General features: G+C 66.4%; 15 protein-coding genes. 2 read left to right on the top strand and 13 right to left on the bottom strand.

Annotation, left to right across the window (positions count from 1 at the left end):
• From era to rpoE, 11 genes are all read right to left on the bottom strand, one after another.
• Positions 1-900: a GTPase Era gene (era, locus tag ACTFO6_RS06860; RefSeq protein ID WP_439933708.1), complete on the bottom strand. Its 900-nt coding sequence runs from the start codon at positions 898-900 to the stop codon at positions 1-3.
• Entirely contained in the window at positions 897-1592 is a 696-nt protein-coding gene (gene rnc / locus ACTFO6_RS06855) for a ribonuclease III (protein ID WP_439933790.1), read from the bottom strand. Before rnc ends, era begins: the two co-directional genes overlap by 4 nt.
• Positions 1593-1630: 38 nt before the next feature.
• Positions 1631-1984 (bottom strand): DUF4845 domain-containing protein, encoded by a 354-nt coding sequence (locus tag ACTFO6_RS06850; protein WP_439933707.1) that lies wholly within the window; start codon positions 1982-1984, stop codon positions 1631-1633.
• A gap of 30 nt (positions 1985-2014) precedes the next feature.
• Positions 2015-2818 carry a signal peptidase I gene (gene lepB / locus ACTFO6_RS06845; protein WP_439933706.1) on the bottom strand — a complete coding sequence of 268 codons (804 nt, stop codon included), beginning with the start codon at positions 2816-2818 and terminating at the stop codon, positions 2015-2017.
• Positions 2819-2836: 18 nt separating this feature from the next.
• Complete coding sequence (lepA, locus tag ACTFO6_RS06840) at positions 2837-4630, bottom strand: translation elongation factor 4 (protein ID WP_439933705.1); 1794 nt, start codon at positions 4628-4630, stop codon at positions 2837-2839.
• A 113-nt stretch (positions 4631-4743) separates the two neighbouring features.
• A complete protein-coding gene (locus ACTFO6_RS06835; protein WP_439933704.1) occupies positions 4744-4995 on the bottom strand; it encodes a glutaredoxin family protein in 252 nt (83 codons plus the stop codon).
• A complete protein-coding gene (locus tag ACTFO6_RS06830) occupies positions 4988-6379 on the bottom strand; it encodes a DegQ family serine endoprotease (RefSeq protein WP_439933703.1) in 1392 nt (463 codons plus the stop codon). The genes ACTFO6_RS06835 and ACTFO6_RS06830 overlap by 8 nt, the downstream gene beginning before the upstream one ends.
• 31 nt (positions 6380-6410) lie before the next feature.
• Positions 6411-6854 (bottom strand): SoxR reducing system RseC family protein, encoded by a 444-nt coding sequence (locus tag ACTFO6_RS06825; RefSeq protein WP_439933702.1) that lies wholly within the window; start codon positions 6852-6854, stop codon positions 6411-6413.
• Between the two features lie 4 nt (positions 6855-6858).
• The gene (locus ACTFO6_RS06820; protein ID WP_439933701.1) at positions 6859-7824 is read right to left on the bottom strand and encodes a MucB/RseB C-terminal domain-containing protein; all 966 of its coding nucleotides are present in this window, start codon (positions 7822-7824) and stop codon (positions 6859-6861) included.
• Complete coding sequence (locus ACTFO6_RS06815; protein WP_439933700.1) at positions 7821-8348, bottom strand: sigma-E factor negative regulatory protein; 528 nt, start codon at positions 8346-8348, stop codon at positions 7821-7823. The genes ACTFO6_RS06820 and ACTFO6_RS06815 overlap by 4 nt, the downstream gene beginning before the upstream one ends.
• A gap of 1 nt (position 8349) precedes the next feature.
• Entirely contained in the window at positions 8350-8949 is a 600-nt protein-coding gene (gene rpoE, locus ACTFO6_RS06810; RefSeq protein WP_439933699.1) for an RNA polymerase sigma factor RpoE, read from the bottom strand.
• A gap of 243 nt (positions 8950-9192) precedes the next feature.
• Here rpoE and nadB point away from each other — a divergent pair, with 243 nt between their 5' ends.
• Positions 9193-10803, top strand: a complete 1611-nt coding sequence (nadB, locus tag ACTFO6_RS06805) for an L-aspartate oxidase (RefSeq protein WP_439933789.1) — start codon at positions 9193-9195, stop codon at positions 10801-10803.
• Here the strand turns inward: nadB and ACTFO6_RS06800 are convergent.
• Complete coding sequence (locus ACTFO6_RS06800; protein ID WP_439933698.1) at positions 10797-11267, bottom strand: protein YgfX; 471 nt, start codon at positions 11265-11267, stop codon at positions 10797-10799. The genes nadB and ACTFO6_RS06800 overlap by 7 nt on opposite strands.
• An 11-nt stretch (positions 11268-11278) precedes the next feature.
• Positions 11279-11722 carry a universal stress protein gene (locus ACTFO6_RS06795; RefSeq protein WP_439933697.1) on the bottom strand — a complete coding sequence of 148 codons (444 nt, stop codon included), beginning with the start codon at positions 11720-11722 and terminating at the stop codon, positions 11279-11281.
• A 279-nt stretch (positions 11723-12001) separates the two neighbouring features.
• Here ACTFO6_RS06795 and ACTFO6_RS06790 point away from each other — a divergent pair, with 279 nt between their 5' ends.
• A complete protein-coding gene (locus tag ACTFO6_RS06790; RefSeq protein WP_439933696.1) occupies positions 12002-14980 on the top strand; it encodes an adenosylcobalamin-dependent ribonucleoside-diphosphate reductase in 2979 nt (992 codons plus the stop codon).
• The last annotated feature ends 13 nt before the right edge of the window (positions 14981-14993 follow it).

The following is a 14993-nucleotide window of genomic DNA, read 5'->3' as shown; positions in this document are numbered from 1 at the left end:
CTAGGACTCGAAGCCGAGGCTCTTCAGCATCCTCTCGTCGTCGGACCATCCCCGGCGCACTTTTACCCACACGTCCAAGAAGACCTTGGTCCCGAAGAGCCGCTCCATGTCGAGACGCGCGAGGCTCGCGATCTCCTTGAGTTTTTCGCCCTTGCGCCCGATTACGATGGCCTTCTGGGAATCCTTTTCCACGTAGACCACCGCGTGGATGCGTTTCAGATCCCCTTCGTCCTTGAACTCCTCCACCACCACCGTGGTGGCGTAGGGCAGCTCCTCGCCCAGCAGCCGGAACAGCTTCTCCCGCAGGAGCTCGGCGGCGAGAAACCGTTCGCTGGCGTCGGTCATCTCCCCCGGATCGTAGAGGGGCGGTCCTTCCGGGAGGTACTTCCGTATCGTCGCCACCAGGTCCTCGACACCCGCGCCTTTTTCGGCGCTGACGGGCACGATCTCGGCGAAAGGGTAGGTCTCGGCGGCCTGCTGGATGAAGGGCAGCAGCAGCCCTTTGTCCTTGACCAGATCCACCTTGTTGATCGCCAGAATGGCGGGCCGGTCCCGCTTGAGCAGTCCCACCACCTGGCGATCGCCCGCGTTGAAGCGCAACGCCTCCACCACCACCAAGGTCACATCCACGTCCTCCAGCGTCCGCACCACGCTGCGGTTGAGGGCCCGGTTGAGCGCGCCCCCGTGCAGGGTCTGGAACCCGGGGGTGTCCACGAAGACGAGCTGGGCGTCCCCGGTGGTCAGGATGCCCCGCACCCGGTGGCGGGTGGTCTGGGGCCGGGGAGAGACGATGCTGATCTTGGCGCCCACCAGGCAGTTGAGCAAGGTGGACTTGCCCACGTTGGGCCGGCCGACGATGGCCACATAGCCGCTCCTGAAGCCAGGGGCGGTCGCGCTCATCGGGCTTCGCGTCCTTGGGGCTCACCACCTTCCACCTGGGCCAGCGCCTGGCGGGCCGCCTCCTGTTCCGCCTTGCGGCGGCTCGGCCCTTCGCCCAGACAGCGGATGCCCAGTTCCTCGATCAGGCACTCCACGACGAAGTGCTGTTCGTGGGCCCGGCCGTGGGTCGCCACCACGGTGTACTGGGGCAGCGCGAGCCGCCGGCCCTGGAGGAATTCCTGCAACTGGGTCTTGGGGTCCTTGCCCAGGGTCTTGAGGTCCAACCGCTCCAGGAAGGGCTCGAAGAGGCGCCGGATTACCTGCTCCGCCGGCTCAAAGCCCCCGTCCAGGTAGATGGCGCCGAAGATCGCCTCCAGGGCGTCCGCCAGGATGGAGGGGCGCCTGGCGCCGCCGCTCTTCACCTCCCCTTCCCCGAGCCGCATCAACTCCCCCAGTCCCAAGTGGACCGCCAGGGCGCTCAGGGTCTGCTGGTTGACCAGGTTGGCCCGCAGCCGGGAAAGGGCCCCTTCGGGGGCCTGGGGGAAGCGGGCATACAGCAGCCGCGCCACCGCCAGGTTGAGGACGCTGTCGCCCAGGAATTCCAGCCGCTCGTTGTGGGGCGAGCTGTGGCTGCGGTGGGTGAGCGCCTGGCGCAGCAGGGACGGATCGGTGAAGGCGTAGCCAAGCAGGGTGCAAAGCGCGTCCACATCCATCCTGCGGCCCGCGGGCGCGCCGGCGGGCGGACCAGCGGTCATCGGGTCGAGTAGCTGAAGTCGATCAGCAGGCTCACGTTGGCGAAGAGCGGCACCTTCACCTGGTAGCTGGCGCTGAGCACCAGGGCGCCGCCCTCTTTGCTCACCGCGATATCCCGGCCCTTCACCGCCGTGATGTTGTCGATGTCGGCGCGCTTGTCGAAGGCGCTGCGGATCTCCGCCACCGAAGCCTCCTGCAGGGTGGGGTCGCGTACCGTGGCCGTCATGGTCTTCTTGATGGCCCAGAATTCCATGTAGTGGGGGATTACCTTGAAAGCGAGCAGCGCCCCGAAGGCCAGGATCACCGCCACCACCAGAAAACCACCGAGAGTGATGCCTTGCTGCCTGTGCATACGCTTTCCTCGCGCGGGCTCCCCCGCGGCTCAGCGGATCACGGTGCCGATCCGCTTGAAGTCGCCGAAGTTCCACCAGATCAGAAACGCCTTCCCGACCACGTGGCTGTCGGGCACGAACCCCCAATAGCGGCTGTCGCTGCTGCTGTCCCGATTGTCGCCCATAACGAAATAGTGCCCCGGCGGCACCGTGCAGCTTATGGCATCCTCATTGTAGGTGCAATTGTCGCGGAACGGAAACTGGCGCACCCCGGCGAGCTGCAAGTCCGGGGCGGACGGGTTGATGAGCACCGCGTGGGGATGTCCGCCCAGATACTCGGTGAAAAGCAGGGCCCTCACCAGGTTGAGCCCGCCTTCCACGTAACTGTACTCGCCGTTTTTCACCATCTTGACCGGCTGGCCATTGATGATGAGCCGCTTGTCGCGGTAGACGACCCGATCGCCCGGCAGGCCCACCACGCGCTTGATGTAGTCGAGGGAGGGGTTCTCCGGATAGCGGAACACCATGACCTCTCCCCGCCGGGGGGAATTGACCTCGATGATCTTCCAATTGACTACGGGCAGCCGGATGCCGTAGGTGTACTTGTTCACCAGGATGAAGTCCCCCACCAGCAGGGTCGGGATCATCGATCCCGAGGGGATCTTGAACGGCTCCACCAGGAAGGAGCGCAACACGAAGACCAGCAGGATCACCGGGAAGAAGCTCTTCGGGTACTCCACCCACCAGGGTTCCTTGCGGTGCGGGCCCCGGCGTTTGGCCAGCACGAGCCGGTCGAGCAGCCAGATCCCGCCGGTCACGACGAGCAGGATCAGCATCACCAGCGCGAAGTTCATCCGGTCTCCTGGGTTGGTTTATTTGCCTTCGACCCGCAGCACCGCAAGGAAGGCTTCCTGGGGAATCTCCACGCTGCCCACCTGCTTCATGCGTTTCTTCCCCGCCTTCTGCTTCTCCAGCAGCTTCTTCTTGCGCGTCACGTCGCCGCCGTAGCACTTGGCGAGCACGTTTTTGCGCAGCGCCTTGACCGTCTCCCGGGCGATGATCTGGGAGCCGATGGCCGCCTGGACCGCCACGTCGAACATCTGCCGGGGAATGAGCTCCCGCATCTTGGCCGCCAGCTCCCGCCCCCGGGCCTGGGCTCCGGAGCGGTGCACGATGGCCGATAGGGCGTCCACCCGCTCCCCGTTGATCAGGATGTCCAGCTTTACCAGGTCGGAGGCGCGGAACTCCTTGAATTCGTAGTCCAGGGAGGCGTAGCCGCGGGAGACCGACTTAAGCCGGTCGAAGAAATCCATGACCACTTCGTTGAGCGGCAGCTCGTAGGTGAGCATTACTTGCCGCCCCAGGTACTGCATGTTCCGCTGCACCCCGCGCCGCGCCTCGCACAGGGTGATGACCGGGCCCACGTAGTCCTGGGGCAGGAGGATGTGGGCGGTGATGACGGGCTCGCGGATCTCCTCGATCTTGGAGGACTCCGGAAGGCGCGACGGGTTTTCGATGTGCAGCTCGGTGCCGTCGCGCAGCAGCACCTGGTAGACCACCGTGGGCGCGGTGGTGATCAAGTTCATCCCGTATTCCCGCTCCAGCCTCTCCTGCACGATGTCCAAGTGCAGCAGGCCCAGGAAGCCGCAGCGGAAGCCGAAGCCCAGGGCCTGGGAGGTCTCGGGCTCGAAGTGGAGCGACGCGTCGTTGAGCTTCAGCTTTTCCAGGGCGTCGCGCAGGGCGCCGTAGTCGCCCGCGTCCACCGGATAGAGCCCGGCGAACACCTGGGGCTTCACCTCTTTGAAGCCGGGAAGCGGGCCTGCGGCTGGCCGGGCGGCGTGGGTCACGGTGTCGCCGACCCGCGCCGCGGTGAGCTCCTTGATCCCCGCGGTGACGAACCCCACCTCCCCCGCGCCCAAGCAGTCCTTGGCCATGGATTTGGGGGTGAACACCCCCACCTGCTCGCACAGGTACTCGGCGCCGGTGGACATGAAGCGGATCCGGTCTTTCGGGCGCAGGACCCCGTCCACCACCCGCACCAGCATGACCACGCCCACGTAGTTGTCGAACCAGGAATCGATGATCAGGGCCTTCAGGGGCGCCTCCGGGTCCCCGACGGGCGGCGGGATGCGCCGGATGATCGCCTCCAGCACTTCGGGCACCCCCTCCCCGCTCTTGGCCGAGCAGCGCAGGGCGTCCCGGGCCGGAATGCCGATGATGTCCTCGATTTCCCCGATCACCCGGTCCGGCTCCGCCGAAGGCAGGTCGATCTTGTTGAGTACGGGCACCACCTCGATGCCCTGCTCGATGGCGGTGTAGCAGTTGGCGACGGTCTGGGCCTCCACGCCCTGGGAGGCGTCCACTACCAGGAGCGCCCCTTCGCACGCCGCAAGCGACCGGGACACCTCGTAGGAGAAGTCCACGTGGCCCGGCGTGTCGATCAGGTTCAGGAGGTAGCGCCGGCCGTCCCGGGCCGTGTACTCCAGCGCCGCCGTCTGGGCCTTGATGGTAATCCCGCGCTCTCGCTCGAGCTCCATGGAGTCGAGCACCTGGTCCTCCATTTCCCGATCCGAAAGCCCGCCACAGAGCTGGATCAGGCGGTCGGCGAGGGTGGACTTGCCGTGGTCGATGTGGGCGATGATCGAGAAGTTGCGAATGTGCTGCATCCGGTTCCGGAAAAAGCCGGGCCTGCCCCGACCGGAATCCCGCCCCCGGCGCGGGTCGCGGGCTTAAAAAAAGGGCACCGCGCGAGTGCCCAAGTCATTGGAAGGTGTGAATTTTAGCGAATTTCCGCGAGGTATGCATCAAGCGCCTGGAGGTCGAGGCGGTAGCAGCACAACTCCCGCTCGCCGGCCGCCAGCACCGGCACCCGCTCGCCGTAGCGACGCTCGAGCCGGGGATCGGCGTCCACGTCCACCACCTCCACCCGGAACCCGAGGACGGGGGCGAGGGCTGCCAGCGCCCGTTCCATCTCCTCGCACAGGTGGCAGTAGGCCCGGCTGTAGAGGGTGAGGGATATCGTCTCAGCCATCGATCCTGGCCGTCAGGAAGGTGGTGCTCTCCCCCCGGCGCACGAGCAGCGCCACGTGGCGGCCCTTCTCGATCCCGCCGACGATCTTGCGGAATTGCTCCACGCTTTTCACGTCCTCGTTATTGATGCCGAGGATCACGTCCCCCGGGCGGATGCCGGCCCGGGCGGCGGGGCCGGGCTTCACGTCCTCCACCAGCACGCCGCCGTCGACCCCCAGCTCCTTCTTCTTGTCCGCCGGCAGATCGGAGAGGACCAGGCCCAAGCGATCGGCAGCGGCGCTTCCCCGCTCCCCTTGCCGACCCGAGGCCTTCGCCACCTGCTCCTCGGGCAGCTCGCCTACGGTGACCTGGACGTCTTTCGTCGCCCCCTTGCGCCAGACTTGCACAGTGACCTTGGTCCCCGGCTTGGTGGACCCCACCATGCGCGGCAGGTCGCTGGAGGAGGCAACCGGCTTGCCGTCGTATTTGAGGATGATGTCGCCCACCTCCAGGCCGGCTTTTTCCGCCGGGCTGCCCTTCTCCACCGAGGCGATCAGCGCTCCCATGGGCTTGGACAATCCGAAGGATTCGGCCAGGTCCCGGGTGACCTCCTGGATCACCACCCCGAGCTTTCCCCGCCGCACTTTGCCATGGGCCCGGAGCTGGTCGGCGACGTCCATGGCCACGTCGATCGGGATGGCGAAGGACAATCCCATGAAGCCGCCGGTGCGGCTGTAGATCTGGGAGTTGATGCCCACCACCTCGCCCTGCATGTTGAACAACGGCCCCCCCGAATTGCCCGGGTTGATGGCCACGTCGGTCTGAATGAAGGGCACGAAGTTCTCCTGGGGTAGCGACCGTCCTTTGGCGCTCACGATGCCCGCGGTCACGGAATGCTCGAACCCGAAGGGGGAGCCGATGGCCACCACCCACTCTCCCACCTTGAGCTTGTTCGGATCGCCGAAGCGCACCGTGGGCAGCCCCTGGGCGTCGATCTTGATCAGCGCCACGTCGGTGCGCCTGTCGGCGCCGATCACCTTGGCCTTGAACTCCCGTTTGTCCACCAGCTTCACGATGATCTCGTCGGCGCTGTCCACCACATGGGCGTTGGTGAGGATGTAGCCGTCCTGGCTGATGATGAAGCCGGAGCCCAGGGAGCGGGATTGGAATTCCCGGGGCAGATAGGGAAAGTTGGGTACGAAGCGGCGGAAGAACTCGTAGAAAGGATCGTCCTCTGGAATATTGGGCAACTGAGGTGCACCGCTTTTGACCGTCTGGGTGGTGCTCACGTTGACCACCGCCGCGGCGTTTTGCTCGACGATGCCGGTGAAGTCGGGAAGCTCCTTCGCGGCTACAGCAAAAGCGAGGAGCAATGCGGAAAAAAGAAACGTCAGGCGGCTCAACATGGATCGGATGACCTCCAGGAAACGGCGATTATCACAGATTTGTTGCGCGCACCGCGCGCACGATGCGCGGCGCTTGGTGGGCGTGGACCTGGGTCCGTCCCGAACGGCGAATCAGAACGTAAGCTCCCGCCAGGCCGGCCGCGGCCCCGGCGGCGGCCAAGGCGTCTCCTCCCCCGCCGGCCAGGAAACCTACCACCGCCCCGACGAGGACCAGCCCCAACGCCCGGGCGAACACCGCAGCCGCGCTGCGCGCGAGCTTTCCGTCTTCCACCGCCACGATCACCTCGTCTCCCGGCCCGGCCTGGATCGGATTAGCCACCTCGAGCTGCCGGGGACGCCAAGACAGCCACCGGGCAAGCTGCGTCGTGCCGCAGGCTTTGCCCGTTACGCAGACGCCGCAGCCCGCCTGCTCCAGGACCTCGATCAGCGCGGCTTCTCCACGGCGTTCGATGACCCGTGCCCGGGATTCCAACATCGGTCTACTGGTCTTGATGGGCGATGGAATTGGCGATCTTCATCACCGTGACGGCGGGCGCTTCGCCCACCACCGTGATCAAGTGGTTGTTCACCACCCGGGAGACGACGTTGATGGCCCCTTGATTGGACAGGCGGTGGATCGCCGGCGGATTGGTCTCCACCGCTTCGACAAACACGGACACCGCCACTAGCCCGTCGGACAGCATGATGTGGGTTACCGGGCGTGGCTTCGCGCCCAGCATGCGCCTGGCTTCCAGAACCTTTTTGAAGCCTGGCGGAGGATCCCGGATGACCCAGCCCGATGGCTTGGCGGCGCCTTGCCCATCGGTCATCACGTTCTCCTGTTGTACCAGGGCGCGGGCCTCGTACTTGGGCTGAAGCAGGGCCCGATCGATGGGACGGCCGATCTCCACCTGGGTGAAGGCGAACTGCTCCACCACCCGGCCCTTGTCGTCGAACATGATCGCCTTGATCAGCAGGCCCGATCCCACGTCGGCCCAAAGCTTGTGCCCGTAGCGCAGCCCGTCCTTGGGCTCCAGGAGGATTACCTGGCACTCGTAGCCCGCGATGCGCTCGCGCCCGCCCAGGCGCACGTGGTAATTCTCGGCGAGCGCGGAGAGCTGATCCGGCAGCAAGGCTGGGAAGGTCTTCCGGGGCAGCCCCTTTTCGATCCGTAGCCGCTTCGCCTCCGGGAAGTAGCAATAGATCTCGTCGTTGTGGCGGATGATCTCCCGCGGCGGACCGTCCAGGGTTTCCAGCTTCTCGTGTTCGCCGGTCTCATCCACCAGATGGATGATGCGGGAGGATTCGACCCGGTTGCCGTGCTGATAGACGAAGGTGCCGACATAGTTGACCGTGCGCGCGGCGCTGGCGACGCGCTGCAGCCAGGCGAGGCCGTCGCCGCCGTCGGCCGCCGCCGCAGGGAGGGCTCCCAGCGCCAGCGCAACCAACAGCGCCCAGCGGATCATGGACGGGCTTCCGCCTCGGGATGGGACACCGCCCGGACGTAGGTGGCCATGCCCTGGATCTGGGTGCTCGGGGAATGGCCCTGATGGACCAGCAGGTAGTCGTTCAGCCTGCCCAGGGGTGGCGGGGGGACCTGCAGGGCGGGACTGGTCCACGGGCCGCCGGCGATCACCGAGGCGGGCCGGGTAAAGGCGGGTCGCTCGCTCTCGGACTGCCCCTGGAGCACGACCCATCCCACCAGCGCCACCGCAGCGAGCGAAGCCGCCGCCGACAGGGCGTAGAGCCGCACGCTTCTCGCCAGGGAGCGCCGCGGCGCGAGTACGGTGGGTTCCTCGGTCAGCCGCCGGTGCACCTGCTCCTCAACGTCGAAGGCCGCGAACGCCTGTTCCCGCAGCGCGTCTCCGATGAGGTGATATAGCGCCCATTCGCTCCGAAGGCTCGAATCGCTGCCCAGCCGCCCGATCACTATCCGGGCCTGGTCGGCCTCGAGCTCCCCGTCCATCAACGCGGAGATCTCCTGCTTCACTTCACCACCTCTTGTCCTTGCTGGTACCCAGTAGCGGTCGCAGGTTGGCTGCGATCGCCTCGCGTGCCCGGAAGATCCGCGAGCGCACCGTCCCGATGGGGCAACCCATGATGGTCGCGATCTCTTCGTAGCTCAAACCTTCGATTTCCCGAAGCGTGATGGCGGTGCGCAGTTCCTCGGGCAGCGCCGCCATGGAGTCGTTCACCGTCTGAGCGATCTGCTTGCTCATGAGTTCCGCTTCCGGCGTGTTGACGTCCCTCAACTGCTCCGCGTCTTCGAACGTCTCCGCCTCTTCGGCCTCGAATTCCGTGGTGGTGGGGGCCCGCCGCCCCATCGCCACCAGGTAGTTCTTGGCGGTGTTGATCCCGATCCGGTACAGCCACGTATAGAAAGCGCTGTCACCCCGAAACGAAGGTAGGGCCCGGTAGGCCTTGATAAAGGCTTCCTGGGTCACGTCCTCGATTTCGGCGGGGTCCCGGATGAAGCGGGACAAGAGCCGGGCCAGCTTCCGCTGGTACTTGCTGACCAGCAAGTCGAAGGCGTGCTTATCACCACGCTGCGCCCGCTCGACCAACGTCTGGTCGATCTCCCGGTCACCCATGGGCTGGAGTTCCTGAGGCTTGAGCTAGGATGGGCTATCAAAAAAAACCGCGCCTTTCGCGCGGCTCGCTTAGTATAACCCACCCGGGCCTCACGAACGCCGCCCTACTCCGTTGTTTCAAAAGACAAGGAGGCGAGCCATTAGTTCAGCCGGCTACAGGGTTATTTTTCTCGCGCGGACATTTTACGCGGACGCCCCTAAAATGGGGCCAGCACGGGTTCAACTGCGAAGGAATCGGTCTTGTTGCGCTTCGACGTCGCCATCATCGGCACCGGCCTGGCCGGCCTGACGGCCGCCTTGCATCTGGCGGAGCACAAGCGGGTCGGTCTCATCACCAAGAAAACCCTCCTGGACGGGGCCAGCAGCTGGGCTCAGGGAGGCATCGCGGCAGTCCTGTCCCAGGAGGACTCCCTGGAATCCCACCTTCGGGACACCCTGGTGGCCGGGGCGGGCCTGTGCGACGAGACGGTGGTCCGCTACATGGTGGAGCACGGGCGGGAGGCCATCCAATGGCTCATTGACCAGGGGGTTCCCTTCACCCGGGACAAGGAAAACGAAGGGGCTTACCACCTCACCCGGGAAGGGGGGCACAGCGTGCGCCGGGTGATCCACGCCGCCGACGCCACCGGCCGGGCGGTGCAGACCACGCTGGAGGCCAAGGTGCGGGAGCATCTTAACATTACCCTGCTGGAGCGGCACATGGCGGTGGATCTCGTTACCGCCGCCAAGCTGGGCTTGCCGGGCAACCGGTGCCATGGCCTCTACGTGCTGGACGGGGAGCAGGGGGAGGTGCGGACCCTTGCGGCCGATTTCGTCATCCTGGCCACGGGCGGCGCCGGCAAGGTCTACCTCTATACCACCAACCCGGATACCGCCACCGGGGACGGCATCGCTATGGCCTGGCGGGCGGGATGCCGGGTGGCCAACATGGAGTTCATCCAGTTCCATCCCACCTGCCTTTACCATCCCCATGTCAAATCCTTCCTCATTTCCGAGGCGGTGCGGGGGGAAGGGGGGGTGCTGCGGCTGCCCGACGGGACCCGCTTCATGCCCTGGCACGACGAGCGGGCGGAGCTCGCTCCCCGGGACATCGTGGCCCGGGCGATCGACTTCGAGATGAAGAAACGGGGTTTAGACTGTGTCTATCTAGATATCTCCCACAAGCCGGCCGAATTCCTGAAAAGCCATTTCCCCACCATTTATACCCGGTGCAAGGAGCTCGGCATCGACATCACCCGGGACCCGATTCCCGTGGTCCCGGCCGCCCACTACACCTGCGGCGGCGTAATGGCGGACGTGGCCGGGCGTACCGATCTGCCGGGCCTGTACGCCATCGGGGAGACCGCCCACACTGGCCTGCACGGCGCCAACCGGCTGGCCAGCAACTCGCTGTTGGAGTGCCTGGTGATGGGCCGGGCGGCGGCGGAGGACATCCTGCGCCAGGGACCCCAGCCCGCCGTGCCCCTGCCGGCCTGGGACGAGAGCCGGGTGACGGACGCCGACGAGGAGATCGTGATCTCCCACAACTGGGACGAGCTGCGCCGCTTCATGTGGGACTACGTGGGCATCGTGCGTACGGACAAGCGGCTGGAGCGGGCCCGGCACCGGATCCGGCTGCTCAGCGAGGAGATCGAGGAATACTACGCCAACTTCCGGGTGAGCAGCGACCTGCTGGAGCTGAGGAACCTGGTGCTGTCGGCGGACTTGATCGTGAAAAGCGCCTCCTTACGCCGGGAGAGCCGGGGGCTGCACTATAGCCGGGATTACCCCCAGCCGCTCCCCACCGCCTCCAATACGGTGCTGGTGCCCGACGCGCCCCGGCGCCCGTTGCGGCAGCGGGCCCCGCTTTATTGATCGATCGCCGCGCCCTTCTTCGCAACCGGCGGCGGGGCGGTCCCCCACCGCAGCACCACCCGCAGCGCCCGTAGGCCGTCCGCGTCCGCCGAGTCGGGGAGCAGCACCACCGCCCGCTCCCGCCCGCCCCCTTCCGGCGCCACCCGGACCACCAGGAGCCAGGGATGGACCAAGGTCGAAGGCAGTACCCTCCCGGCGATTCTCTTCCCCGCCCGGGTTTCCAGCTCCGCGCCCAGGTCCGAGCCCACCCGCAGCCTCACCCAAGCCCTGGAACCCCATAGCCAGGCGTGCCGGGCCACGGAGGCCACGGCGCTCACGAGGAGGGCGAGCCCCAGCAGGACCTTCGCCGCCGCCGGCAAATCCAGGGGAAAGAGGGTTGCCGCCGCCGTCCCGTGTCCCGCCGAAAGCACCAGGGCCAGCGCGGCGGACGGGCGCAGGGAAACCTCTGCGGCGGGCCTTTCCACGGTCGTCCCGGTCAGCGGAACACCAGCACCGGAATCTTGGTGTGGCTTAAAACCCGCATGGTCTCCCCTCCCAGGAGCAGGCTGGCGATGCCCCGGCGCCCATGGGAGGCCATCACGATCAGGTCGCAGCCCCGCTCCTCGGCCGTGCGGATGATGACCTCGAACGGGTGGTGGCCGGTGGTGAAGACGGTCTCGCACGGGATCCCCGCCTCCTGGGCTGCCCGTTCGATGGCGGCGAGATAGGTCTTGCCCCGGGCCCGGGCCTCCTCGGCGAACTGCTCATCGGTGATGGGGTCCACCGGCATCAGCCCGTCGTAGGCGATGGGCTCGAACTCCGGCGCCACGTGCAGGCCCGTGACCCGGGCGCCGATGCTCTTGGCGAAGGCGATTCCTTTGGTGATGGCGATCTGGGACAGCTCCGAGCCGTCCGTGGGCAGCAGGATATGCTTGAACATTGCCCCACCCTCCTCTCTCGTGGGCTATCGGCCCTTTCTTCGGGTGCCGCGGCCCGCACAGGTTAGCCCAGATGGCGCCACCGCGGAAGGGTCCATCCCGGGCGGTAGCTTCACTCAGGGAGAGGGGGCTTCCCCGGGACGGCCGGTCGACTGCACAGACAGCCCATAAACCCGGCCGCCAGTCAGGCGCCCGGGGAAACGTGCGAAAATAACAAAGGGTGAGTTTTCGCCCCCACCGAACGGGAAGGATATCTCAACCGTCTACCTGAGAGAGCCCGTATGAACATACCGCTGGATGCTCCCGGCAAGAGCCGCGGAGCGGCATATCCCGTCCTGGAGGAGCTGATTGCTCCCCAGGAATGTTCCCTCGACGTGCTGATGGAAAAATACGCCAAGGGGAACGAGCGCACCGTGGAGGAGGTGCGGCTGCGAGTAGCCCGGGGGCTCGCCCAGGCGGAAGCGGAAGCCCAGCGCTGGGTGGGCCCCTTCTACCAGGCCCTGGCCAACGGCTTCATCCCGGGCGGCCGTATCAACTCCGCGGCGGGCACCGCGCTGCAGGCGACCCTCATCAACTGCTTCGTCCAGCCGATCGCCGACTCCATCTCGGGCCATATCGACGGCGTGCCCGGCATCTTCATTGCTCTCAACGAAGCAGCGGAGACCATGCGCCGCGGGGGCGGCGTGGGCTACAACTTCTCGGCGATCCGCCCAAGCGGGGCGCTGGTGCGGGGCACCTGCAGCTCCGCTTCCGGGCCGGTGAGCTACATGGAAGTGTTCGACGCCATGTGCGCCACGGTGGAATCCGCGGGTGCCCGGCGCGGTGCCCAGATGGCGGTGCTCAATTGCACCCATCCCGACATCGAGGACTTCATCGTCGCCAAGTACCAGAAAGGCCGGCTCAACAACTTCAACATGAGCGTGGCGGTGACCGACGCGTTCATGCGAGCGGTGGAAGCGGATGCCGAGGTGGAGCTTACCCATCCCGCTGAGCCGGGCGCCGAGGCCAAAGCGCGGGGTGCCTATCAGCGAGCCGACGGCTTGTGGGTTTACCGGCGGATGCGGGCTCGGGTCCTGTGGGACAAGATCATGGCCTCCACCTATGACCACGCCGAACCGGGCGTGGTCTTCATCGACCGGGTCAACCGGGACAACAACCTCTGGTATTGCGAGAGGATCGAGGCGACCAATCCTTGCGGCGAGCAGCCGCTACCTCCCTACGGCTGCTGCGACCTGGGCTCTATCAACCTCACTCGCTTCATCGCCCACCCCTTCACCGAGCGAGCCCAGTTCCTGACGGAGGCGTTCCGGGACACCTGCGCGATGGCGGTACGCATGCTGGACAACGTTCTCGACTTAACCCACTGGCCCCTGCCCCAGCAGCAGGAGGAGGCCCGCAGCAAACGGCGCATCGGGCTAGGCTTCACCGGACTGGGCGACGCCCTCATCATGCTCGGCTTGCGCTACGACACCGACGCGGCCCGGGAGATGGCCGCCTCCATCGCCCGGGAGATGCGAGACGCCGCCTATACTGCCTCGGTAGAGCTGGCCAGGGAAAAAGGGGCCTTCCCGGCCTTCGACCCAGACAAGTATCTGGATGGAGAGAGCTTCGCCTCGCGCCTGCCCAGGGAGCTCAAGGCCCAGATTCGCAAGCACGGGATCCGCAACTCCCATCTGCTCTCGATTGCCCCCACAGGCACCATCTCCCTTGCCTTTGCGGATAACGCGAGCAACGGCATCGAGCCGCCCTTCTCCTGGACCTATATCCGCAACAAGCGCATGCCCGACGGAAGCCGCCGCCCGTACACGGTGGAAGACCATGCCTACCGGCTGTACAAGCGGCTCACTGGCATCGGAGAGGATGTGACGCTGCTTCCCTGGGACCCGTCCCGGGGCATCCCTGCAGGCCAGGTGTGGACGGAAGGAGGCAAGCGCTACGCCTTGCTGCCCGAGGCCTTCGTCACCGCACTGCAGATGCACGCCTTGGACCACATGCGCATGTCGGCGGCCGTGCAACCCTACATCGACGCCGCCATCTCCAAGACGGTGAACGTGCCGGAGGACTATCCCTTCGAGGCATTCAAGGATCTGTACATGGAAGCCTGGAAGGCGGGCCTGAAGGGCATCACCACCTACCGTCCCAATGAGACCCTGGGCGCGGTCCTGGAGGTCCAGTCCCGGAACAAGGCGGAGCCCCAGGACATCCAGCTCTCCGAGGTGGACAAGCGCTTGGTGCTGGAAAAGGCCCCGACCCCGGCCCTCGCCAGCCTGCGCTGGCCCGGGCGGCCTCAGCTTCCCGCCGGCAACATGGCCTGGACCTACGAGGTGGAGCATCCCCTGGGCAAGTTCGCCATCTTCGTGGGGGAGATCACCCAGTCCGACGGGCGAGTGAAGCCCTTCGAGGTCTGGGTAAACGGCAACGAGCAACCCCGGGGCCTCGGGGCGCTGGCGAAGACTTTGTCCATGGACATGCGGGCGGAGGACAAGGTCTGGCTGCGCACTAAGCTGGACGTGCTGGCCAAGACCGTGGGCGATGACGGATTCATGGTGGCCATGCCGCCCCGGGGCGAGCGGGTGTGGGCGCCCAGCTTGGTGGCCGCCTTCGGCCGCATCGTTCGCTACCGCTGCGAGCAACTCGGCGCGCTATCTGGGGAGGACGAGCCCACGCCGGTGATGGACGCCCTCTTCGCCCGCCGGGAGCCCAAAACCGGCACCGACGGCACCCTGAGCTGGACCGTGGACATCGCCAATCCGGCCACCGGGGACGATTTCGTCCTGGGCGTCAAGGAGCTGGTGCTGCCGGGGGGCGAGCGGCGGCCCTACAGCATGTGGCTTGCCGGCTTCTATCCCAGGGTGCTGGACGGCCTGTGCCGACTCCTCTCCTATGACATGCGGGTCGTGGATCCGGCTTGGATCGGCATGAAGCTCCGCAAGCTTCTCAACTACTCCGAGCCCCGGGGCGATTTCATGGCCCGGGTGCCCGATGCCGATCGCCAAGAGAACTTCCCCAGCACCATCGCTTACCTGGCGCGGCTGCTGATCCACCGGTACGCCATGCTGGGCATCCTCACCGAACAGGGACACCCGGTAGTGGACATGGGGGTGTTGGCAGTGCCGGAGGCCTTCGCGGGCGAGGCGGGCTTGGTGGCTCAGCCGGCCCTGGCCGGAAAGCCGTGCGACGAATGCGGCGCCCGCACGGTGATCAAGAAGGACGGCTGCGAGTTCTGCACCTCCTGCGGAGCGGTGGGGGCCTGCGGCTAATCCGGGGGGGTCG

Origin of the sequence: Pelomicrobium sp. G1 (genome assembly GCF_051905455.1) — a bacterium.
Classification (GTDB): domain Bacteria; phylum Pseudomonadota; class Gammaproteobacteria; order Burkholderiales; family UBA6910; genus Pelomicrobium.
The sequence above is the reverse complement of the archived record's forward strand: the minus strand, read 5'-3'. Positions and strand labels throughout refer to the sequence as shown.

Bases quoted from the DNA above. Each gene is read 5' to 3' on its own strand.
- era (WP_439933708.1), bottom strand. From the start codon at position 900: ATGAGCGCGACCGCCCCTGGCTTCAGGAGCGGCTATGTGGCCATCGTC.
- rnc (WP_439933790.1), bottom strand. From the start codon at position 1,592: ATGGATGTGGACGCGCTTTGCACCCTGCTTGGCTACGCCTTCACCGAT.
- ACTFO6_RS06850 (WP_439933707.1), bottom strand. From the start codon at position 1,984: ATGCACAGGCAGCAAGGCATCACTCTCGGTGGTTTTCTGGTGGTGGCG.
- lepB (WP_439933706.1), bottom strand. From the start codon at position 2,818: ATGAACTTCGCGCTGGTGATGCTGATCCTGCTCGTCGTGACCGGCGGG.
- lepA (WP_439933705.1), bottom strand. From the start codon at position 4,630: ATGCAGCACATTCGCAACTTCTCGATCATCGCCCACATCGACCACGGC.
- ACTFO6_RS06835 (WP_439933704.1), bottom strand. From the start codon at position 4,995: ATGGCTGAGACGATATCCCTCACCCTCTACAGCCGGGCCTACTGCCAC.
- ACTFO6_RS06830 (WP_439933703.1), bottom strand. From the start codon at position 6,379: ATGTTGAGCCGCCTGACGTTTCTTTTTTCCGCATTGCTCCTCGCTTTT.
- ACTFO6_RS06825 (WP_439933702.1), bottom strand. From the start codon at position 6,854: ATGTTGGAATCCCGGGCACGGGTCATCGAACGCCGTGGAGAAGCCGCG.
- ACTFO6_RS06820 (WP_439933701.1), bottom strand. From the start codon at position 7,824: ATGATCCGCTGGGCGCTGTTGGTTGCGCTGGCGCTGGGAGCCCTCCCT.
- rpoE (WP_439933699.1), bottom strand. From the start codon at position 8,949: ATGGGTGACCGGGAGATCGACCAGACGTTGGTCGAGCGGGCGCAGCGT.
- ACTFO6_RS06795 (WP_439933697.1), bottom strand. From the start codon at position 11,722: ATGTTCAAGCATATCCTGCTGCCCACGGACGGCTCGGAGCTGTCCCAG.
- ACTFO6_RS06790 (WP_439933696.1), top strand. From the start codon at position 12,002: ATGAACATACCGCTGGATGCTCCCGGCAAGAGCCGCGGAGCGGCATAT.